17 protein-coding genes and 1 pseudogene are annotated in these 21,730 nt (G+C 57.5%); 11 read left to right on the forward strand and 7 right to left on the reverse strand.

All coding sequences use genetic code 11. The features are described 5' to 3' along the window. Positions 1 to 94 precede the first annotated feature (94 nt). On the forward strand, positions 95 to 1,147 hold the full coding sequence (locus tag QE408_RS16405) for a LacI family transcriptional regulator (RefSeq protein WP_306933010.1): 1,053 nt from the start codon (positions 95 to 97) through the stop codon (positions 1,145 to 1,147). 76 nt (positions 1,148 to 1,223) lie between these two features. Continuing rightward, positions 1,224 to 1,978, forward strand: a protein-coding gene (locus tag QE408_RS16410) for an IS5 family transposase (protein WP_306933012.1) whose coding sequence is annotated in 2 segments (ribosomal slippage) — positions 1,224 to 1,554 and positions 1,554 to 1,978 — 756 coding nt in all. Because the reading frame shifts where the segments join, the coding sequence is not laid out codon by codon here. Between the two features lie 25 nt (positions 1,979 to 2,003). Here the strand turns inward: QE408_RS16410 and QE408_RS16415 are convergent. After that, positions 2,004 to 3,518 (reverse strand): NAD(P)H-hydrate dehydratase, encoded by a 1,515-nt coding sequence (locus QE408_RS16415; protein WP_306933014.1) that lies wholly within the window; start codon positions 3,516 to 3,518, stop codon positions 2,004 to 2,006. A 349-nt stretch (positions 3,519 to 3,867) separates the two neighbouring features. On the opposite strand from QE408_RS16415, the gene QE408_RS16420 reads away from it, so the two are divergent. The 4 genes from QE408_RS16420 to hspQ all read left to right on the forward strand — a co-directional run bounded on the left by QE408_RS16420 (position 3,868) and on the right by hspQ (position 7,164). Next, entirely contained in the window at positions 3,868 to 4,206 is a 339-nt protein-coding gene (locus QE408_RS16420) for a P-II family nitrogen regulator (RefSeq protein WP_007753933.1), read from the forward strand. A 65-nt stretch (positions 4,207 to 4,271) separates the two neighbouring features. After that, complete coding sequence (glnA, locus tag QE408_RS16425; protein WP_306933016.1) at positions 4,272 to 5,681, forward strand: type I glutamate--ammonia ligase; 1,410 nt, start codon at positions 4,272 to 4,274, stop codon at positions 5,679 to 5,681. Positions 5,682 to 5,847: 166 nt separating this feature from the next. Continuing rightward, positions 5,848 to 6,759 (forward strand): DMT family transporter, encoded by a 912-nt coding sequence (locus tag QE408_RS16430; RefSeq protein ID WP_306933019.1) that lies wholly within the window; start codon positions 5,848 to 5,850, stop codon positions 6,757 to 6,759. Positions 6,760 to 6,834: 75 nt separating this feature from the next. Next, positions 6,835 to 7,164, forward strand: a complete 330-nt coding sequence (gene hspQ, locus QE408_RS16435; protein ID WP_062427401.1) for a heat shock protein HspQ — start codon at positions 6,835 to 6,837, stop codon at positions 7,162 to 7,164. Positions 7,165 to 7,344: 180 nt separating this feature from the next. Here the strand turns inward: hspQ and QE408_RS16440 are convergent, their stop codons facing one another. Then, positions 7,345 to 7,992 (reverse strand): invasion associated locus B family protein, encoded by a 648-nt coding sequence (locus QE408_RS16440; protein WP_306933022.1) that lies wholly within the window; start codon positions 7,990 to 7,992, stop codon positions 7,345 to 7,347. A gap of 318 nt (positions 7,993 to 8,310) precedes the next feature. Between QE408_RS16440 and QE408_RS16445 the strand changes: the two genes are divergently transcribed. The 3 genes from QE408_RS16445 to QE408_RS16455 all read left to right on the forward strand — a co-directional run bounded on the left by QE408_RS16445 (position 8,311) and on the right by QE408_RS16455 (position 11,939). Next, positions 8,311 to 10,137, forward strand: a complete 1,827-nt coding sequence (locus QE408_RS16445; RefSeq protein WP_306933024.1) for an extracellular solute-binding protein — start codon at positions 8,311 to 8,313, stop codon at positions 10,135 to 10,137. Positions 10,138 to 10,247: 110 nt separating this feature from the next. Next, positions 10,248 to 10,919, forward strand: a complete 672-nt coding sequence (locus tag QE408_RS16450; RefSeq protein ID WP_306933027.1) for a DsbA family oxidoreductase — start codon at positions 10,248 to 10,250, stop codon at positions 10,917 to 10,919. Between the two features lie 75 nt (positions 10,920 to 10,994). Next, on the forward strand, positions 10,995 to 11,939 hold the full coding sequence (locus QE408_RS16455) for a DMT family transporter (protein ID WP_306933029.1): 945 nt from the start codon (positions 10,995 to 10,997) through the stop codon (positions 11,937 to 11,939). A 70-nt stretch (positions 11,940 to 12,009) separates the two neighbouring features. Here the strand turns inward: QE408_RS16455 and QE408_RS16460 are convergent, their stop codons facing one another. The 3 genes from QE408_RS16460 to QE408_RS16470 all read right to left on the reverse strand — a co-directional run bounded on the left by QE408_RS16460 (position 12,010) and on the right by QE408_RS16470 (position 16,275). Continuing rightward, the gene (locus QE408_RS16460; RefSeq protein ID WP_062427406.1) at positions 12,010 to 12,330 is read right to left on the reverse strand and encodes a hypothetical protein; all 321 of its coding nucleotides are present in this window, start codon (positions 12,328 to 12,330) and stop codon (positions 12,010 to 12,012) included. A gap of 120 nt (positions 12,331 to 12,450) precedes the next feature. Beyond that, positions 12,451 to 15,960 carry a transcription-repair coupling factor gene (gene mfd / locus QE408_RS16465; RefSeq protein WP_306933032.1) on the reverse strand — a complete coding sequence of 1,170 codons (3,510 nt, stop codon included), beginning with the start codon at positions 15,958 to 15,960 and terminating at the stop codon, positions 12,451 to 12,453. A 3-nt stretch (positions 15,961 to 15,963) separates the two neighbouring features. After that, on the reverse strand, positions 15,964 to 16,275 hold the full coding sequence (locus tag QE408_RS16470) for an FAD assembly factor SdhE (protein WP_306933034.1): 312 nt from the start codon (positions 16,273 to 16,275) through the stop codon (positions 15,964 to 15,966). Between the two features lie 190 nt (positions 16,276 to 16,465). On the opposite strand from QE408_RS16470, the gene recG reads away from it, so the two are divergent. After that, positions 16,466 to 18,571, forward strand: coding sequence for an ATP-dependent DNA helicase RecG (gene recG / locus QE408_RS16475; RefSeq protein ID WP_306933036.1), 2,106 nt, complete (start codon positions 16,466 to 16,468; stop codon positions 18,569 to 18,571). Between the two features lie 5 nt (positions 18,572 to 18,576). Next, the gene (locus QE408_RS16480) at positions 18,577 to 18,843 is read left to right on the forward strand and encodes a hypothetical protein (protein ID WP_306933037.1); all 267 of its coding nucleotides are present in this window, start codon (positions 18,577 to 18,579) and stop codon (positions 18,841 to 18,843) included. A gap of 60 nt (positions 18,844 to 18,903) precedes the next feature. Here QE408_RS16480 and QE408_RS16485 read toward each other — a convergent pair whose 3' ends face one another. Both QE408_RS16485 and QE408_RS16490 read right to left on the reverse strand, forming a co-directional pair. Further along, a complete protein-coding gene (locus QE408_RS16485) occupies positions 18,904 to 20,391 on the reverse strand; it encodes an esterase-like activity of phytase family protein (protein ID WP_306933040.1) in 1,488 nt (495 codons plus the stop codon). A gap of 182 nt (positions 20,392 to 20,573) precedes the next feature. Continuing rightward, a pseudogene (locus tag QE408_RS16490) lies at positions 20,574 to 21,729 on the reverse strand (aminodeoxychorismate synthase component I). Between the last annotated feature and the right edge of the window lies 1 nt (position 21,730).

Below are 21,730 nucleotides of genomic sequence, written 5' to 3' on the forward strand. Positions count from 1 at the left end.
TCGCTCACGAGCACAATCCGCTGCGACACCTTAAGCTTTGCAATGGGATAAATCCGCACTACGATGACTGTCCGGTAAAGGAAGGTGGCGGCATATGAACGACAGCACAGATATCGAAGCAAGCGGCCAAGCCCTTTCATCCAACGAACGTCCGACGCTGAAGACCATCGCCTATATGACCGGTCTCGGCATCACAACAGTCTCAAGAGCCTTGAAGGACGCGCCGGACATCGGTGCGGACACCAAGGAGCGCGTGCGGCGTGTCGCGCAGCAGATCGGTTATCAGCCGAACCGTGCGGGTGTGCGTCTTCGCACGGGCAAGACAAATGTCATCGCGCTCGTCCTCAGCGTCGATGAGGAATTGATGGGTTTTACCTCGCAGATGGTCTTCGGCATCACCGAGGTTTTGACCAACACACCCTACCATCTGGTGGTGACGCCACACACCCATGCCAAGGATACGATGACCCCTATCCGTTACATTCTGGAAACGGGGTCGGCAGATGGCGTCATCATTTCCAAGGTGCGCCCGGAAGATCCGCGCGTGCGGTTGATGACCGAGCGAAACATGCCCTTCGCCACCCATGGCCGCAGCAGCATGGGGATCGATCACCCTTTTCACGACTTCGACAACGAAGCCTATGTCTATGAGGCGATGAAGCGCTTGGCCCAGTGTGGTCGAAAACGCGTGGCGGTGCTGCTTCCGCAAAGCCAGTTTTCCTATCATGACTTTGCCCGTCGCGGGTTTGAGCGCGGCCTCAAAGACTTTGGCCTGAGTGAATTCGCCCTGCCCAACATCAACAACGACACGCCGCTGGAAGAGCTGAAGCAGGAAACCGCACGGTTGATGAGCGGCACCGATGTGCCGGACGGCATCGTGTCGATCAGCGGCAGTTCGACGATCGCGATCGTGGCCGGGATCGAAGCGAGTGGCAAGAAGATCGGTACGGATGTGGATATCGTGTCGAAACAATCCGCCGACTTCCTCAACTGGCTTCGACCGGAAATCCACACGATGAACGAGGATATCAAGCTGGCGGGTCGCGAACTTGCACGGGCCGTGCTCGCTCGCATTGAAGGCAGGCCGACCGCAGAGCTTCATACGATCAGCAAGCCCGTCTGGTCGAGCCATACGCCCAAGCTCTAGGGTCGAAACCCAATCAAATTGTTGATGAAATTGGCTATCTATGATTCACTACCTGTAGAAGCAGGAGTGTTTGACCATGGCGGGCGAATTTTGGCTTGATGACGAACAGTGGGCAGTGATTTCGCCGCTGCTTCCGACCAACCAACCCGGCGCTCATCGTACTGACGATCGCCGGGTTATCAGCGGCATCATCCACGTCTTGCGATCCGGTTGCCGCTGGCAGGATTGTCCATCCTGCTACGGGCCTTCGACAACGATCTATAATCGCTTCCATCGCTGGTCTGCAAAAGGGATATGGCGGCGACTGTTTGAGTCTCTGGTGCAAATGACCGATCGCGACATCCATATGATCGATAGCACCACCGCAAAGGCACACCGTTCTGCCGCTGGTGGAAAAGGGGGGCGGATGCCGAAGCAATTGGTCGATCGAGAGGCGGCAGATCGACAAAAGTCCATGCTGTTGTCGATGGTTGTGGCCGTCCAGTCGCGTTGCGAATAACGCCTGGGCAACGTGGTGATGCACCCATTGCCATCCCGCTCCTTGATCCCCTGCCTCCGACACGTCTGTGCGCCGCAGATACGGCTTACGACAGCGACGCCTTACGCAGCTTCCTGAGGGCACGCGGCACGCAACCAGTCATCCCAAACAATCCAACCCGAAAGAGGATCAGACCGTTCGACCCGGTCGCCTACCGAAGACGGAATATAATCGAGCGGACATTCTGCCGTCTCAAGGACTGGAGACGTGTCGCGACGCGATACGACAAGCTCATGATAAACTTCGAGGCAACGTGCTACATTGCAGCGATCGTCACATGGTGGATCAATTGAGTCTGGAGCCTAAGGCATCTCATTTCTAGCGCGCTTTAGCCTTCGTTTGAAACGCGGCGAATGGGCGGACAGCCGATGCCAAATCCTCGGCGATCAACCCCGGCCCGCGGCCCTGCGCAATCTGCCCGTGCAACCACACCGCGGCGGCGGCAGCCTCGAATGCCGGCACCTGCTGTGCGAGAAGCGCACCGCAGATACCTGCCAGCACATCGCCAGAGCCCGCCGTTGCCAGCGACGACGGTGCGTTGGTGTTGACGCTAGCACGGCCATCAGGCGCCGCAATGACTGTATCGGCTCCCTTGTAGACGATGACGGCATTGCTGCATTTGGCAGCGGCCTGCGCCTTTTCGATCTTGCTCAGTGTGTTATCCGCATGAACGTCCGGGAAAAGTCGTGCAAACTCTCCCTCATGCGGCGTCAAAATGCGCGGCGCGTCGCTGGCGAAGAGCGAGAAGAGTTTGTCCCTGTCATCTTTGAAGGCGGTGATACCATCGGCATCCAGCACCAGGGCGCGATCCTTGAGAAGCGATACGAACTCTCTGGCCTTCTTCAGATCGCCGAAACCCGGACCAAGAACATAAGTGCCATGACGTTGATCGTCAGCCCATGTGGCCAGCGCATGTTGATCCTCAACGGGCGTCACCATGATCGCAGTGAGCGTTGCCGATAGAACCGCGATCGCTTCCTGTGGTGCTGCGATCGTCACGATACCGGCACCCGCGCGCAAGCCGGACAGGGCCGTCATCCGCGCTGCGCCGGTTGCGTGGGATGGACCTGAAAAGACGGTGAGATGACCGCGTTTGAATTTGTGTGTCTCCACATCATCGAGAACGAGACAGCGCTCCCAGAGATCAGCGGAGTTTTCCCAGAGGCGACCTGTATGCGCCTCAACGATCCGCTGAGGAATGCCAATGTCGAAAACCTCCAATGCGCCGCAAAGTTCGCGCCCCGGCATCAGAACATGCCCTGGCTTCTTCGCCACAAAGGTCACAGTATGCGTCGCCTTGAAGGCCGCCCCGAGAGCGACGCCCCGGCGACCACAGAGCCCTGATGGCAGATCGATCGCGACGACAGGCGTCCCCGCCCGCTCCACAATACCAATGACCTCGGCAACCTCTGGCGGAACATCACGCGATAGGCCCGCCCCGAAAATCCCGTCGATCACCACGTCGCCGTCTTGCGGCGTGAAAGCAGCAAGCGGTTGATAGCCTGCATTCTCTTGGTCATCCAGCAAGGCATCATAGGCCTGCCTTGCTGCACCCTTGAGCTTGACCGCGTCGCCAAACACGAAGACCGCAACTTCCGCACCCGCCTCCCGAAGAGCGCGGGCGGCAACGAACCCGTCGCCGCCATTGTTGCCGGTTCCACAAAGAACAGCGTACCGATGCGCCTGTGGATAATGCCGCAACGCGCAGGCAGCAACGGCCTGCCCGGCCCGTTCCATGAGCGAGAGGATGGAAAGCCCGCTGGCTTCCGCTGCGGCATCTATGCGGCTCATTGAGACCGGATCGACAAGAAGACGGCGAATTGACTGACTCATGATGAGTACCTCATCGGAAAATATCGCGAAACGCAACCGGCGCTTTTTGAGGCAAGAAAGAAAGGCTAAAAATCAATCAAATGATCATTTTTTATGCAATTAAAAATGCCCGAAGTCGGTAAGCTAACAGGTTGTAATTGTGGCCGCTTTCGAAGAATTTTGCCATATTTGGCTCAACAGGGAAACATTTTGCAGGCTGAACACGCTCAAACCGCGCGAAATCGTCCACTTCATCGTCAATTTTCGCAGATTTTTTATTCAAACTGGCTTCCGATCTGGCACGATACGTGCATTCTTGTGGTGGAGCGGAAAGACCGCTTTAACGGGAGAAGCGGAGAGATATTTTCTCATGAAAAAGATCGAAGCGATCATTAAGCCTTTTAAGCTCGACGAAGTGAAGGAAGCCCTTCAGGAAGTCGGTCTTCAGGGAATAACGGTTACGGAAGCCAAGGGCTTTGGTCGTCAAAAAGGCCATACTGAACTTTATCGCGGCGCAGAATATGTCGTCGACTTTCTGCCGAAGGTGAAGGTCGAAGTGGTGCTTGCAGATGAAAATGCGGATGCTGTGATCGAAGCGATTCGCAATGCCGCTCAGACAGGGCGCATCGGCGACGGAAAGATTTTCGTCTCGAATGTGGAAGAAGTTATCCGTATTCGTACGGGTGAAACGGGTGTGGACGCCATTTAAAAAAAATGAGCCGAAAAAGGCTCATGCTTCACCGGGTTGAACATTACCACTCAAGGAAAATTGCTATGACCACCGCCAATGATATCTTGAAGCAGATCAAGGACAACGATGTAAAATTCGTCGACCTGCGCTTTACAGACCCGAAGGGCAAGCTGCAGCACGTCACCATGGACGTGGCCTGTGTGGACGAGGACATGTTCGCTGACGGCGTCATGTTCGACGGCTCCTCCATCGGTGGATGGAAAGCCATCAACGAATCCGACATGGTGCTGATGCCGGACCCTGGCACCGTTCACATGGACCCGTTCTTCGCGCAGTCCACGATGGTGATCATCTGCGATATTCTGGATCCGATCTCCGGCGAATCCTACAACCGTGACCCGCGCGGCACCGCCAAGAAGGCGGAAGCCTACCTCAAGGCGTCGGGCATCGGCGATACGGTTTTCGTTGGCCCGGAGCCAGAATTCTTTGTCTTCGACGACGTGAAGTACAAGGCCGATCCCTACAACACCGGTTTCAAGCTCGATTCCTCCGAGTTGCCGTCCAACGACGACACCGACTACGAGACCGGCAACCTCGGCCACCGGCCGCGCGTAAAGGGTGGCTATTTCCCCGTACCGCCGGTCGACAGCCTCCAGGACATGCGTTCCGAAATGCTGACGGTTCTTGGTGAAATGGGTGTGGTTGTTGAAAAGCATCACCACGAAGTGGCATCCGCGCAGCACGAACTCGGCGTCAAGTTTGACACCCTGGTCTCCAGCGCCGACAAGATGCAGATCTACAAGTATGTGGTTCACCAGGTTGCGAACGCTTACGGCAAGACGGCAACCTTCATGCCGAAGCCGATCTATGGCGACAACGGCTCGGGCATGCACGTTCACCAGTCCATCTGGAAGGGCGGCAAGCCAACCTTCGCAGGCGATGAATATGCTGGCCTCTCCGAGACCTGCCTCTATTACATCGGCGGCATCATCAAGCATGCCAAGGCGATCAACGCCTTCACCAACCCGACGACCAACTCCTACAAGCGTCTGGTCCCAGGCTACGAAGCACCTGTTCTGCTGGCATACTCTGCGCGCAACCGCTCGGCATCCTGCCGCATTCCGTTCGGCTCCAACCCGAAGGCAAAGCGCGTCGAAGTCCGCTTCCCGGACCCGACGCAGAACCCCTATCTCGGCTTCGCTGCCATGCTGATGGCGGGCCTTGACGGCATCAAGAACAAGATCCATCCCGGCAAGCCGATGGACAAGGATCTCTACGACCTGCCGCCAAAGGAACTGAAGAAGATCCCAACGGTCTGCGGAAGTCTGCGCGAAGCGCTCGAAAGCCTCGACAAGGACCGCAAGTTCCTGACCGCTGGCGGCGTGTTCGACGACGACCAGATCGATGCCTTCATCGAACTGAAGATGCAGGAAGTCATGCGTTTCGAAATGACTCCGCATCCAGTCGAGTTCGACATGTACTATTCGGCTTAAAGGTTTGCGTGAGGCGCTCTTCGGAGCGCCTTTTCCATGCCCCGCGCCGACATGGATGGGATCACAAGACCATTCGACGGATAGAGGCGCCCTGCGGGGCGCCTTTCTCTTTTCAAGCAATAGATGGGCAAGGTCCCTCTGACGAAATACGAAAATGGAAATGCCCATGAGTTCCGCCCCGTCCCCTCGCCTTCGTGACTGGCTGATCTTTCTGGCCGTTCCCTTCTTCTTCTCCAGCAATGTGATATTCGGGCGCGGCATCAGCGGCGACGTCTCGCCCTTTATCGCCGCCTTTCTGCGCTGGTCCCTCTCCACCATCTTCGTGATGCCCTTCATTCTGGGCGACTGGCGCGCCTGCGTGACCTTCGTCCGAAAGAAGACAAAGCTCTGGTTTGTGCTGGGCGCGCTCGGCATGGCGGTCTGTGGTGGCGTCGTCTATTGGGGCCTGACGAAAACCTCAGCTGCAAACGGCACGCTGATTTACACGACATCGTCACTCTTTATCATCATCTTTCAGCGTATCTTCCAGGGTCGGCCAATCAGGCGGCTGGAGCTTATAGGCATGCTCATTGCCTTTGCCGGCGTCGCAGAGATCGTGCTGAAGGGAGATATCTCACAGCTCTGGGCGTTGAATTTCAACATTGGCGATCTCGCGATCTTGAGCGGGGCCATCGCCTTTGCGATATACTCTGTGCTCCTTCGCGATCCCGCGGCGCGCAATCTTGCATCTCTGAGCCTCTTCGGCACGATCGCCTTTTCCGGCGCTCTTGTTCTGGCGCCACTTGCCGGCTTGGAACTTCTTAGCGGCGGCCTTTTACCCTCTACGCCAATGGCCTGGGCAAAGATCGGTGGCATCATTCTCTTTGCGTCGATTGCGGCTTTCTACTGCTTCACGCATACGGTTCGCGTCTTCGGACCGGTGACAGCTGGCATCACTCTCTACATGATGCCACCGGTATCCATTGTCATGGCCGTGCTGTTTCTTGGCGAGACATTCGAACCATATCATGCGGTAGGCATTGTACTTGTGACAGGAGGCGTGGTCCTCGCAACGGCACCTTTGGGAAAAATCCGCTGATTGGGCGCTTGAGACCGCTACATCTTGATATTTCCGCATAATACCCCAAATTGTATGGGGAAAGGATGACATGCCATGAAACAACGAAACGCAAAATTTACCATCGGCGAAGTCGTTCGCCACAAGGTGTTTCCGTTCCGCGGTGTGATATTCGACGTTGATCCCGAATACGCGAATACCGAGGAATGGTGGAACGCAATCCCGGCTGAGATACGCCCCGACCGCGACCAGCCGTTCTACCATCTGCTGGCGGAAAACGATGAGACTGAGTATGTCGCTTACGTCTCGGAGCAGAATCTTGTGCATGACGAGAGCGAACAGCCTTTGCGCAACCCGAATATCACTCGGATATTCGATACGACGCCCGATGGTGAGCTGAGGCCAAAATCGGCCATGACACACTAAGCCAGCAAGTTCCAAAACCTAAAGCATGCGCGCAAAAGTGTGTAGCGGGTTTGCGATAAAGACATGCGATAAAACAAAGACCTAAAGCGTGTGAGCGAATCTGAAAGATAGCGACACGCTTTAGACATGAAAAAACCGGCCTCAAACGAAGCCGGTTCTTTTTTGGTCTCTGCAGACCGATTAGTTCGCAGGCTTGGCCTTAGCAGCTTCCTGTGCTGCTTCCAGCTTCTTGCGAGCTTCTTCAGCCTTCTTCTGCATACCTTCCTGCAGCGAACGCTGGCTTTCGGCAAGCTGAGACTGGCTGATCGGCTGGCCGTCATAAGCACCGGTGAAGCCGTTCAGTGCAATCTTGATCGGATTTGGCGCACGACGGAAGTTGATCGAGGTGAAGACGACTTCATTGCCCTTCTTCAGGCTTGCAATCATTGCATCCGTCAGCTGGACTTCAGCCGTGCACTTATCGGGAAGGCAAACGGCGTAATCGAGCTTCTGGCCCTTGCCGCCATCGATCTGCATGACGACGCCCGGAGGCAGAAGACGTGCAGTCGGAACGGAGACCTGAAGGATTTTGCGGTTGACCTTGCCTTCAACGCTGATGAGGCCAACGGCGGTAATCATCTGGCCGTTCTGGGCAAGAACGATATTCTGCACAACGCAAACATCATTGTCTTCCTGCTTGCTGCAGGTCTTGAACCAGCCGAGCGGCGGAGCGCCTGCCGGGGCGGCAGCCTGCTGAGCCTGAGAAACAGCCGGTGCAGACACGGCGCCCAGAGAAAGAACGAGAGCAGACAGGGCCGCCCGGGTGAATGTGTTTGCAGTTTGCATCATAAGAGTTCCGTCTCCTGAATTTATGCGAAGCAGCGCTTCATGTGAGCGCCGCTCAACATCGCCGGTATCCGTCTGCCCGTTCCACTGTCGTTTAAATGAGGCAAATGCGTGACCCGAGTGTTTCGGGACTCCTGTTACATCCCGTTCGACCTGATATCCAGCATTTCTTTTACTTTTTCCTTGTGTCCGACAAGATTTCCGTGATCGGATGCCGCTATCCGCCGTGATACATTTGCGCGGGAATCAAACAAGACAGGCGATTTGAGTTCAGGTCCCGCGACCTCGGAATCAAAAGCCCGAATGCGACAGGATAGTGACATGCGAAGCCTTTTGGCGCTCATTCCCGCCCTTCTTTTCTCCGGCATGGCGATGGCTGAACCGCTTCACGGCATTTCGATGCACGGTAAACCCGCCCTGCCTGCGGACTTTAAAAATCTTCCTTATGTGAACCCGGACGTAAAGAAAGGTGGCCGCGTTTCCTATGGTGTCGTCGGCACTTTCGATGCCCTCAATCCCTTCGTTCTCAAAGGAATGCGCACCACCGCGCGCGGCGTTTGGGACCCGGAATTCGGAAATCTTCTTTATGAGCCGCTGATGCAGCGCTCCCATGACGAGCCGTTCACGCTTTATGGTCTTTTGGCGGAAAGCGCCGAGTGGGACGATGACCGCACCTATATCCAATTCAATCTTAATCCGAAGGCCCACTGGCAGGATGGCAAGCCTGTCACGCCGGAAGATGTGATCTTCAGCTTCAATCTTTTGAAAGAAAAAGGTCGCCCGCCATTCGACAGCCGCCTGAATGGCGTGGCCAAGATGGAAAAGGTGGGCGAGCGTAGCGTTCGCTTCACCTTCAATGAAAAAGCCAATCGCGAGACGCCGCTCATATTGGCGTCCTCCACGCCGATCCTCCCGGCCCACGCCATCGATGCCAAGACCTTCGAGCAGGCAGGGCTGGGACCGGTGATCGGCTCCGGTCCCTACAAAATCAAATCCTTGCGCCCGGGCGAACAGATCGTCTGGGAAAGGGATAAGAATTATTGGGGAAAGGACATTCCTTCCAAGGTCGGCTTCGATAATTACGATGAAATCAGCGTCACATATTTCCTGCAGGTGACGACGATGTTCGAAGCCTTCAAGAAGGGCGATATCGACATTTATCCGGAAGGCGATGCGATCAACGGTACGTCCGACACCTCGCACTGGGGCCAGGCCTATAACTTCCCGGCGGTTCAGCGCGGCGATATCGTCAAGGATGTCTTCGAACCCGGTCTTCCATCGGGCATGTTCGGTCTGGTTTTCAACACCCGCCGCCCGATCTTCGCCGACGAGAAGGTGCGCGAGGGACTATCCTACGTGCTCGATTTCGAGTGGATGAATCGAAACATCCTAGGTGGTGCCTTCAAGCGAACCCAAAGCTTCTGGCAGAACTCCAAGCTCGGTGCCTATGGCAACCCGGCCAACGAAAAGGAACTGGCGTTGCTCGGCGACGCCGCAAAGCGTCTGCCGCCGGAAATCCTGGCAGGCACCTACGAAATGCCGACGACCGACGGAACGGGCGCAGATCGCACCGTCCTGAAGAAAGCCGTCGCCAAGCTCGGAGAGGCGGGCTTCACCATCAAGAATGGCAAGATGGGCGACAAGGACGGCAAGCCTCTAAGCTTCGAGATCATGACGCAGAACCCGGCACAGGAGCGTATCGCGCTTGCCTATCAGCGGTCTTTGAAGTTGATCGGCGTCGATATGGCGATCCGTTCCGTGGATGATGGACAGTACCAGTCCCGCTCCAACAGCTTCGATTATGATATGATCATCCGCTCCTTCCCCTCGTCCTTGTCGCCGGGTGCCGAACAGATCAATCGCTGGGGCTCGGTCTCCAAGAACGCCAATGGCAGCTTCAATTATGCCGGCGTTGCGGATCCGGATGTCGATCGGATGATCGAGGCTTTGCTGCAAGCGCGTGAGACGGAAGATTTCGAGGTTGCCGTGCGCGCCTACGATCGCCTTCTGACGGCCGGCCATTATGTGATTCCGCTCTACTATATCGGCGCACAATGGGTTGCCCGCTGGAAATATATCGACCGGCCGGAGAAGACACCGCTGACCGGAAACCAGAAGCAGACATGGTGGGATGCGCGCGCGCAGTAAAAACAGCGGCGCCGCTCCATCCGCGACGGTTCCCTTTTGGTAACGCCTTGTGCCGCAAGCAAGGACTATCTAGATGAGGCGTCTATTCAAGCACAGGAAGGAACAACACCATGCAACGCATTGTCATCGACATCGTCTCGGACATGGTGTGTCCCTGGTGCTATCTCGGGAAGGCACGTCTCGATCTGGCCTTGGCTGAGGTCCAGGACGAGGTGAGCGTCGACATCAACTGGCGCCCATACCAGTTGAACCCGGATTATCCACCCGAAGGCGTCGATCAGAAGGTCGAGCTGGAAAAGAAGCTAGGCGGCAAGGATCGCGTCGAGCAGGCCCATAAGATGCTGACCGAACTGGGTCGTGAAGTCGGCATTGCCTATGATTTCGACGCGATCAAAATCGGTCCGAACACGCTTGATGCGCACCGGCTTTCGCTCTGGGCCCATGCCGAGGACCGCGCCCTTCAGGACAGAATCGTAACGGCCTTGTTCAAGGCCAACTTCGAGGAAGGCCGCAATATCGGCGACCACGCTGTGCTGATCGACATAGCAGGTGAAGCCGGGATGGACAGAGAACTCGTTCGCCGTCTGCTGGCTTCGGATGCGGACAAGGATACGATCAAGGCCGAAATTGACGCAGCGCAGCAAATGGGCGTTTCTGGCGTCCCCTTCTTTATTCTCGATCAGAAATATGCCGTCAGTGGCGCACAAACGCCAGACGTTCTAATTAATGCACTGCGGGATATTGCCAAAATGAAAGCAGAAGAGCAAAGGGCAATGAACTGATCGCAGTGCCGAAATGGCGTGAGTAACGCTTCGTCGCCGCTGCTATCTTCGACCCAATAATCCAGCGGTGATTTCGTGCCAGACAGCAGGTTGAAGGGCATATTGCTCGCCTTTGCCGCCTTCGCGGCCTATGCTTTCAGTGATGCAAGCGTCAAGCTCATCGACGGGCAATTGCCGCCCGTCGAGTCGGGCTTCTTCGGAGCCTTCTTTGGGCTGCTGGCGCTGCCCTTTATCCGTAAGCGCAACGATGCCTGGACGGATATCGTCCGCACGACCAACCGGTCTCTTTGGCTCTTGCGCTTCTTCGCCACCGGTGCCAGCACCATCGGAAGCGTTGTCGCGTTCACCCATCTTGCCATGGCGGAAGCCTTCGCCCTGATCTTCTTGCTTCCGTCCTTCGTCACCATCATGTCGGTGATCTTTCTGAAGGAGCAGGTCGGCATCAAGCGCTGGTCGGCGGTCATCATCGGCTTTGCCGGCGTCCTCATCATTCTCAGACCAGGCTTCCGCGAACTCTCCATCGGTCATCTCGGGGCAATCATCGGCGGCATGGGCGGAGCGATCTCCATCGTCATCTTCCGCGCGATCGGACCAAGAGAAAAGAACATCTCGCTCTATGGCGCGGGCGTTCTTGGCTGTCTTGCAGTCTGCGGCGTGTTGATGATCCCCTCCTTCACCCTTCCGAACGCCGAACAATGGCTGATGCTGGCGGGTTACGGGCTGCTGGCGGCGCTTGCCAATGTCCTCATTATGTACGCCGCGCAACACGCCCCTGCTGCCGTGATCGGCCCGACGCAGTATAGCCAGATGCTCTGGGCCATCCTCTTCGGATACCTGATCTTCGGAGACAGAGTAGACGGTTGGATGCTCGTCGGGATAGCACTCATCGTGGGGTCCGGCCTGCTGACGTTGATGCGCGAAAAGCAGCGGAACGTGCCACTGCCAAACTCTGTTGCCGCATCGGATCAGAATGTAACGGCCGTTATGCTGCCGGATGAAAGAACGGAGGCGGACCGATAATCGGCCCGCCCCGTTTAAAAATACTCTATTAAAAAGCTTTATCGTTTTAGTCTTACAATATCAGCTCACATCAATCGCAGACACGGACGCGATACATGTCGCCAAATCCGTCCTGACGCCATGCAACATGGCAACGGGGATAAACGGGCTCGTAAACGACAGGGGGCGGTCCGTAATAGGTTGGTTCGGCGTAAACAGGCGTGCCATAAACCGGCCTGTCATGCGCAGCAGACAGCAGTGCGCCGCCGACGAGTGTACCAGCAATACCGGCGGCAAGGCCGCGGCCGAAATTGTTGCGTGCTTCAGCTTGGCTGGTGGTGGCAATTGTGGTGCCCGCAATTGTCAAAGCAACCAGACCAGCGGTGACAAATCTATTCTTCAATGTCCACATAGTCCTGCTCCTTAAAATGGTTCAGCACATCGTCCTGTGCTGATGAAGAAGAGACTACGCCCCGGAAGACTACCGCTACATGTCCGTTTGATTAATTCCTTGTAAGAAATCCTGTCGGCATCAAGATTTTGCCAGTTCCGCAAGCTGGGTCATAATCATCGCCGCGCCGGCCAAGCGCTTTTCAGGCGTCGGCAGATCACGGGTAAGGAAGACGCTGTGGTCAGGCCTGATCTTCGCCATGGAGCCCTGCTTGGCGATGTAGCCGACAAGTGCCGCAGGGTTCGGAAACTCCTTGTTGCGGAACTGCACGACAACACCCTTCGGACCGGCATCGAGCTTCTCGACGTTGGCGGTACGGCAGAGCGACTTGACGTAGACGATTTTCAACAGGTGCTGCACTTCCTTCGGCAGCGGACCGAAGCGGTCGATCATCTCTGCGCCGAAACCGTCGATCTCGTTAAGATCGGTCAACTCGCCAAGGCGACGGTAAAGCCCCATGCGCAGGTGGAGATCAGGCACATAGCTTTCCGGTATCATCACGGACGTGCCGACGGAGATTTGCGGCGACCAGCCGGTATCGATGACGTCGTCCTCGCCCTTGACCTCGGCAACCGCCTCTTCCAGCATCTGCTGGTAAAGCTCGAAACCGACTTCCTTGATGTGGCCGGATTGCTCCTCGCCGAGCAGATTGCCGGCACCGCGAATGTCGAGGTCATGACTGGCAAGCTGGAAACCGGCGCCGAGCGTGTCGAGCGACTGAAGCACCTTCAGTCGACGCTCGGCCATGGTCGTCAGCACCTTGTTGACCGGCAGCGTGAAGAGCGCGAAGGCGCGAACCTTGGAGCGACCGACACGACCTCGCAACTGATAAAGCTGTGCAAGACCAAACATGTCCGCGCGATGCACGATCAGCGTATTGGCGGTCGGTACATCGAGGCCGGATTCAACGATGGTCGTTGAAAGCAGGACATCATATTTGCCGTCATAGAAGGCATTCATGATGTCTTCCAGCTCGCCGGCCGGCATCTGGCCATGGACAACAGCAACCTTCAGTTCCGGCACATCCGATTGCAGGAAGGCGTGAATGTCGGCGAGATCGGCCAGACGCGGGCAGACATAGAAGCTCTGGCCGCCGCGATAATGCTCGCGCATCAGCGTTTCGCGGATGACAAGCGGATCGAAGGGCGAAATGAAGGTGCGCACGGCCATACGGTCGACCGGCGGCGTCGTGATCAACGACAGCTCGCGCACACCGGTCATCGCCAGTTGCAGGGTGCGCGGGATTGGCGTCGCCGACAGTGTCAGAACGTGAACGTCGCTCTTCAACTCCTTCAGCCGCTCCTTGTGCTTGACGCCGAAATGCTGCTCTTCATCGATGATCAGAAGGCCGAGATTGGCAAAGGTGATCCCCTGCCCCAGCAACGCATGCGTGCCGACGACGATATCGGTCTTGCCTTCCGCCACTTCCTTTTTGACGAGATTAAGCTCCTTGGCGCCGACAAGGCGTGACGCCTGCTGCACACGGATCGGAAGCCCGCGGAAGCGTTCGGAGAAGGTGCGGAAATGCTGACGCGCCAGAAGCGTTGTCGGCACGACGACAGCCACCTGCACGCCATTCATGGCCGCAAGGAAAGCCGCGCGCAGCGCCACTTCCGTTTTGCCGAAGCCCACGTCACCGCAGATCAGACGGTCCATCGGACGACCAGCGCCAAGATCATCCCGGATCGAGTCGATGGCATTCATCTGATCTTCGGTTTCATCATACGGGAAGCGTGCGGCGAACTCGTCATAGAGGCCATCGGGGGCCGTCAACACCGGAGCCTGGCGCACGAGACGAGCGGCAGCAATCCGGATAAGATCGCCAGCCATATCGAGAAGGCGCTTCTTGAGCTTCGCCTTGCGCATCTGCCATGCGCCACCGCCAAGCTTGTCGAGCTGGGCTTCCGCCGCATCCGATCCATAGCGGGACAGAAGATCGATGTTTTCGACTGGCAGAAACAGCTTGGCATCGTCTGCGTAATGCAGTTCCAGACAATCACGCGGCGCGCCCGCGGCCTCAATGGTGCGAAGCCCAACGAACCGGCCGATACCATGCTCGGCGTGAACGACGAGCGAGCCTTCATCCAGTCCCGCCACTTCCGAAATGAAGTCGGCACCGCGCTTGCGGCGCTTGGACCGGCGCACCATACGATCGCCGAGAATATCCTGCTCGCCGATAACAGCGAGATTGCTCGTGCCGAAGCTCGTCTCAAAACCGGCTTCAAGGCTGAGAACCGCCGACGCCGCCTCGCCCTTGCCGAGCTTTTCGATCTCCTTCAATGCCGAGATCGGCTTGATTTTTTCAAGCCCGTGCTCGTTCAAAACCTGTAGCAGACGATCCAGAGAGCCTTCCGACCAACCGGTGATCAAAACCTTCCAGCCCTTGGAGCGACGCTCGGCAATGTGCTTGACCGCCAGATCGAAGACATTGACGCGGTCTTCGCTGCCACCCTCCGCAGGAGGCTTTGCCCACCGCGGGCCGACATGCGCGTCGAGTGTCGCAACGGGCCTGTCGTTGGAATCCTGCTCGTTGAAGGGCGTCAGACGCACCGCGTTGACCGAATTCAGCGCCTCATCGAAGCTCTTGCCGCCGAGATAGAGCTGGCTGGGTGAAACCGGCTTGTAGGGAGCGCCTTGCGTGGCACCCTTGGTCTGGCCGGAATTGCGCCGCGCCTCGAAGTAATCATGCACGAGCTTGGAGCGCTCGACAGCCGCCTCGCGGGCGGTGTGATCGGTGACGATGCGGAAGCCCTGCAGATAATCGAAAGCGGTTTCCAGCTTCTCGTAAAAAAGCGGCAGCCAGTGCTCCATGCCGGCATAACGCCGACCCTCGGACACGGCCTGATAGAGTGAATCATCGCGCGTGGCGGCACCGAAGAGCGACAGATAATTCTTGCGGAAGCGGCTGATCGTATCAGGCGTCAGCGTCACTTCACTCATCGGGTTGAGATCAAGCGAGCGAGCCTGGCCGATGGTACGCTGGCTGGCGGGATCGAAGGTGCGGATGCTCTCTAGCGTATCGCCGAAGAAATCGAGACGCACCGGCTCTTCCGTGCCGGGAACGAAGACATCGAGAATACCGCCTCGCACAGCGAATTCGCCGACCTCGCGAACCGTCGCAACACGATCGAAACCGTTGCGCTCCAGCCGAGCAGCAATGTCGTCCATGCGGATCTGGTTGCCGGGCTTGGCAGAGAAGGCGAGGCTTTCGATGACGTCGCGCGGCGCCATCTTTTGCAGCATGGCGTTGACCGTGACGAGAACGATCGCCGGATGCGGCTTCTTCTGATGCTGGATAAGGCCCGAAAGTGCAGCCAGTCGGCGCGCCGAGGTGTCGGCACTCGGTGACACGCGATCGTAAGGCAGGCAGTCCCATGCGGGCAATGTGAGCACCGGAATATCCGGAGCAACAAACCCCAGAATCTGCTCCAGATCGGCGACGCGCTGTCCATCCGACATGACATAGGCGACGGATGTTCCGCTGCGCGCCATATCCGCCAGGAGAAGCGCCTCCATTCCGGACGGCACATTTCCAATGGTCAGCGGCGTATCGGCCGATGCCACCAGCTTCACATCAATCCCGGCGATCATCAATCAGGCTTTCGTTGTCTCGGAGGTGACCGGATCGAAATCCGGGCGATAGGAGGCGATTTTCATGAAGAGAGGCGTCTGGAATTTTTCAGGGATCGGCAGAGCACCCGTCACCATCTTGACGAGGTCGTTATCCTCCTCGGCCATGATCACTTCCAGCTCATCGAGTTCCGCTTCCGAAAGGTCACCGATATTGTCCTCGGCAAACTGGCCAAGCACCAGATCCATCTCGCGAATGCCGCGGTGCCAGCAACGATAGAGAATCCGCCGACGTCTCGGTTCGAGGTCGGCACTCGTGCGCACCAGTCCAGTCATCGCAGTCACCTGTTTGTTGGAAATTCAACAAATTGTTGATTTTCGTTCTCCTATAGAACAGGACAGGAACGCTTGGGAACCGCTATTTGTGCAAATATGCGGCACGGGGCATAAAAACTGCCGGTGATAAACGCGGTTTATTCGCCTGCCACTCTTGCAATGGCCCCCGCCTTCCCCGATTTTGCAGCCCATGCGCCCCGCCATACTCGATCCCCTCTTTGCCACAGTCTCTTCGCTTGCCGGCGTCGGGCCGAAGCTTGCCGATCTGTTGGCGAAACTTTTGGGCCGGGAGAATGCGGAAGACACACGGGTCATCGATCTTCTGTTTCATGCGCCGTCCAATATCATCGACCGGCGCAACCGTCCGGGCATCGCGCTTGCGCCGCAGGGCGCCATTGTCACCATTCAGGGACGCATCGACCGGCACCAGCCCTCGCCGCCCGGCAATCGCTCTGCACCCTATCGCGTCTTCCTGCATGACGAGACCGGGGAACTGGCGCTCACCTTTTTCCGTGCGCGCGGCGACTGGCTGTCAAAAGCCCTTCCCATCGATGAAGAGGTGATGGTCAGCGGCAAGATCGATTGGTTCAACGGCCGCGCTTCCATGGTTCATCCGGACTTCATGGTGAAGGTCTCGGAGGCCGATAACCTGCCGCTGGTCGAAGCGGTCTATCCCATGACAGCGGGCCTCTCGCCCAAGATTTTGAAGCGGTCCATCGATACCGCGCTTCAGCGCCTTCCGGTCTTTCCCGAATGGATCGACGAGACGCTTGCGACGCGCCAGAGCTTCCCGCATGTGGCCGATGCCTTCCGCGAGTTGCACGATCCACGCGACGGCGCCGATATCGATCCGCAAGCCCCTGCCCGCCGCAGGCTTGCCTATGACGAGTTCCTGGCCGGACAGCTTTCGCTAGCGCTCGTTCGACAAAGACTGCGCAAAGTCGCTGGTCAGCCCATCCGCGCCAAGGGCGATTTCGCGGCGCGTATTCTCGCAAGCCTGCCCTTCTCGCTGACCGCCAGCCAGAGCGCCGCGGTGAAAGACATTCTGACCGATATGGCAGGGGAAGACCGCATGCTCCGGCTGCTTCAGGGCGATGTCGGTGCAGGCAAAACCCTGGTGGCGCTGATGGCGATGGCAACGGCTGTGGAAGCCGGTGGACAGGCCGTGCTGATGGCGCCGACCGAAATTCTGGCGCGCCAGCACTTCGCGACAATCTCGAAATATGCCGCCGCTGCGGGCATTTCCTGCGAGGTTCTGACCGGCAGAACCAAGGGTAAGGAGCGCCGCGAGATTGAGGAGCGGATCGCTTCCGGCGAAGCACAGATTGTCATCGGCACGCATGCTCTGTTTCAGGACAGCGTCTCCTATAAGAATCTCGTTCTGGCCGTCGTGGATGAACAGCATCGCTTCGGCGTGCATCAGCGGCTGCGCCTCACCGCCAAGGGCATCACGCCGCATATGCTGGTCATGACGGCAACGCCCATCCCGCGAACGCTTGTTCTCGCCGCCTTCGGCGATATGGATGTCTCCAAGCTGACGGAAAAGCCCGCTGGCCGTAAGCCGATCCAGACCGTGACCATTCCCAGTGAGCGGATCGGCGACATCGTCGACCGGCTGCGCAGTGCGTTGGCGGAGGGCAAAAAGGCGTATTGGATCTGCCCGCTGGTCGAGGAGTCGGAGGAGTCCGACTTGATGTCAGCAGAGGAGCGGCATGCGGTGCTGTCGCAGTCTCTGCGCGCCAATATCGGCCTGATCCACGGACGGATGAGCGGCCCCGAAAAGGATGCCGCGATGCTGGCCTTCAAGAGCGGCGAAACCCGCTTGCTGGTCGCTACGACTGTCGTTGAGGTCGGCGTCGATGTACCGGACGCCACAATCATGGTGATCGAACATGCCGAACGTTTCGGCCTGGCCCAGCTTCACCAGTTGCGCGGTCGTGTCGGCCGTGGCGACGAAGCCTCCACCTGCATCCTGCTTTATAAGGGTCCGCTCAGCGAAAACGGCAAGGCACGGCTTTCCATCCTCCGCGACAGCGAAGACGGCTTCCTGATTGCCGAAGAGGACCTGAAGCTGCGCGGTGAAGGCGAACTCCTCGGCACCCGTCAATCCGGCACGCCCGGCTTTCGCATAGCCAGCCTCGAGGCCCATGCCGACCTGCTGGAAATCGCCCGCAAGGACGCCGCCTATATGATCGAAAAAGACGCCGAGCTCGTGAGCGAGCGCGGCAAGAACCTGAGAACCCTGCTTTACCTCCATCGCAGGGACGAAGCGATCCGCTTCCTCCACGCAGGCTGATAGACATGACAATGACACCCAATCCGCCCCCGGCTTTCCAGAAGGGTTTTGCCCTCTGTTCGCCGGAAAACATTCTGCAACCGAAGACCTTCGCAAAGAGCGAGAAAAAGGCGATTGCCAAGGGCTTCAAGAAGCCGGGGCGAAAAAAGGCGTGGGCAGAGGCTGTGGAACAGGGCTGGAGCGTCAGGCTCGTCTATATGCGGCTCTTCGTTCCCGTCTTCCATTCCACCACCTCCGGCACTCAGGAGTTCGAAGACATCGACGACGACTAAGCCAGATAGAAAGAGCCGCGCCGAATGTCTTCGGCACGGCTCTAAACAGATTGGTATCGCTTATTTTTTGGCGACGCCAGGCAGCGTCACGCGGAACACCTGGAACATGGTGTCCACATCGGCACCACCTTCCGCCTTGTAAGGTTTGCCCACCTGGAAACCGTCCTGCGTGAGGAAGTCGTTGTCATTGGCAACGAAGAGGAAATAGTCGTCCGGTGAGGTAGGGTCGAGGACGCTTGCAATCGACATTGCCTCCCACTTCTCCGACAGGTTGTTCTTGTCGTTCGGCGCGCCATTGTGCAGACCGAAACGAGCAAGCTCCTTGGCGTCGTTGAGATCGATGAAGTCATGCAGAACTGCTGGCTTGATCGCGCTGTCCAGAACACCTTTTGGTGCAACCGGCTTTACATCATCGAACTCACCACCGGCAATGTCCGTGGCTCCGGAGACATCGACGAGTTCTATTTTGCGGTAGACCGATGTATCGCCCTTCAGACCCTGACCATTATTGCTGTCACGCGCCAGCATCAGGAATGCCTTGTCCGACAAAGCCAGGATCTCGCTCTGCGCCGCGACGAGCTTCTTGTCCTTGCCCTCGAACTTCGGCAGCGGCACGACATATTCATGGACGAGCTTCAGATGATCGACGTCGCTCGCGTCATAGACCAGTGCGCGGGTGTGGTCGCGGGTGGATGACGAATCTCCGCCATCCTGACGGGTCGCCGATTGCAGAACGGCGATAAGGTATTTGCCATCCGGGGTCAGCGACATGCCTTCCAGACCCTGATTGTTCTGACGCCCGGTTTCTGGATCCTTCGGATCTGGCTTCTTGCCACCCTCGCCGACATTGTTGGAAGAGAAGTTGATCTCACCCTTGCGCATTGGCAGCAGCGCCTTCGGCGGCTGCGTGGCCGAGATCATCTTACCTTCTGCGGAGAAGTGATAAATATAAGGGCCATATTCATCGCTGATCAGGAAAGAGCCATCGGCCAGACGTACAACGGCTTCAGCGTCAAGAGAGACCTTTCCCGTAGACGCGAAAGGCAGGACTGGGGCTGTCGCGGTGGCAGGCCGCGTGCCAGCCTCCGGATCGAGGCCAGTCATGTTCTTGCCCTGCTCATCGGTCAAAAGCACCGTATCGGCAAGGCTCGCCTGCACACCGGACTGCTGCTTGTCAGCAGGCAGGCTCGCGCCCGTTGCAGGTATCAACGTTACGTCGATCTTGTTGATGCGCGCATTGTAATCCGTCGTGCCTTCGACGTTGTAGCCACGGTCCGGCAACAGCCAGAGAGAACCGCGATAGCCATCGCCCTCCGTCTTCCAACTGGTGACATCGATAGCCATGCCGGAGCCAGAGCCGAAGGTCTCGCCAAACTTGTCGCGCTGGCTGGCAGGGATCCGACCGACAGCGACCAAACCCTTGTTGGCGTAGCTAACGCCGTTTGCAGCAGCGGTGCTTTCGGCCAGCGCAGCAACAGGAAAGATGAAGATCGATGCCGCCAAGGCGGCAGCGAGCCGGCGGGACGCGACAGAGCGGAATGATGTCATGAAACGATATCCTTGAGAAAACAAAGAAAGACGGCCTTCCCGACAAATCCCATGACCCAGGAAGTCATGGTTTTAATCCAGGCCGGGGTGTACCCAATGCTCACAGTCTCTAAGGGCACGATATGACACTTGCATGACGGCAATGGTGTCTCTTTGTTCGCTGCTTCAAACCTTTGGCCGGCTCAGGCGAGTTTGCGCTCACCAGCTGCAAACTTCGCCTTGAGGAGACACTCTTCATATTCGGATTGCGCAGTTGAATCGAAAACGATCCCGCCACCGACATTGAAGGTCGCTCGTCCGTCTTCAAACAGAGTGATCGTACGGATCGCCACGGAAAATCGCATGTCACCACTTGGAGACATCAGCCCGATGGCACCGCAATAAACGTCGCGCGGCCCGATCTCGAGATCATGAAGGATTTCCATCGCCCGCATTTTCGGCGCCCCCGTCACTGAACCGCAAGGGAAAAGTGCGGCGAAGATATCGGCAATGCCCATATCGGGTGAAAGCTTAGCGCGCACATGGCTGACCATCTGGTGAACGGTCGGATAGGTCTCGATGTCGAACAACTTCGGCACATCCAGCGTGCCGACTTCCGTGATCCGCGAGATATCATTGCGCAGCAGGTCAACGATCATGCGGTTTTCGGCCAGCGTCTTCTCATCCTTCCTCATGGCTGCCATGAGAGCCGCGTCGTCTTCCACTGACGAACCGCGTTTGACGGTGCCCTTCATCGGATGGGTCTCGATCCAGCCTTCTGCATCGACGGAAAAGAAGAGTTCGGGAGAGCGCGAAAGAACAACAGGTCCGCCGAGATCGACCAGTGCGCCATATTTTACCGGCTGACGATCGATCAACGACCAGAAACCAGCAAGTGGATCACCACGCCACCGGCCGGTGACAGGCATGGTAAGGTTAGCTTGGTAACAATCTCCTTGGCGCAAATGCTGGTGCAATCTATTGAACTGCTGCTCGTATTCAGTGAACGACCAAGAAGGTTTGAGATCACTCAAAAATTCATCGGATGCCATGATATTCAATGGCTTGGAAACTTCTGAGGTGCCACCGCTCGGCGACTTGAAGACGCCAAAACACAGGAGCGGCGTCTGTCGCTGTCCCTCCGCAAGAGGGGCAAGCTTCGGCTCGAAGAGGTATCCTGCCTCATAGGACATGTAGCCGGCTAAATACCGACAATCAGCCCTTGCCGCTTGCATCCGTTCAAGGGGCGGGAAAGAACGCGTCCACCTCATGCGCAACGATGATCTCCTCCGGCTCCGTAAACAGCGTCACGGTGCCGGTCGTATCGTCACGAAAAAGAACGTATGGCGCGTTCAGCATT

It is taken from the genome of Agrobacterium larrymoorei (assembly GCF_030819275.1).
Classification (GTDB): Bacteria; Pseudomonadota; Alphaproteobacteria; order Rhizobiales; family Rhizobiaceae; genus Agrobacterium; species Agrobacterium larrymoorei_B.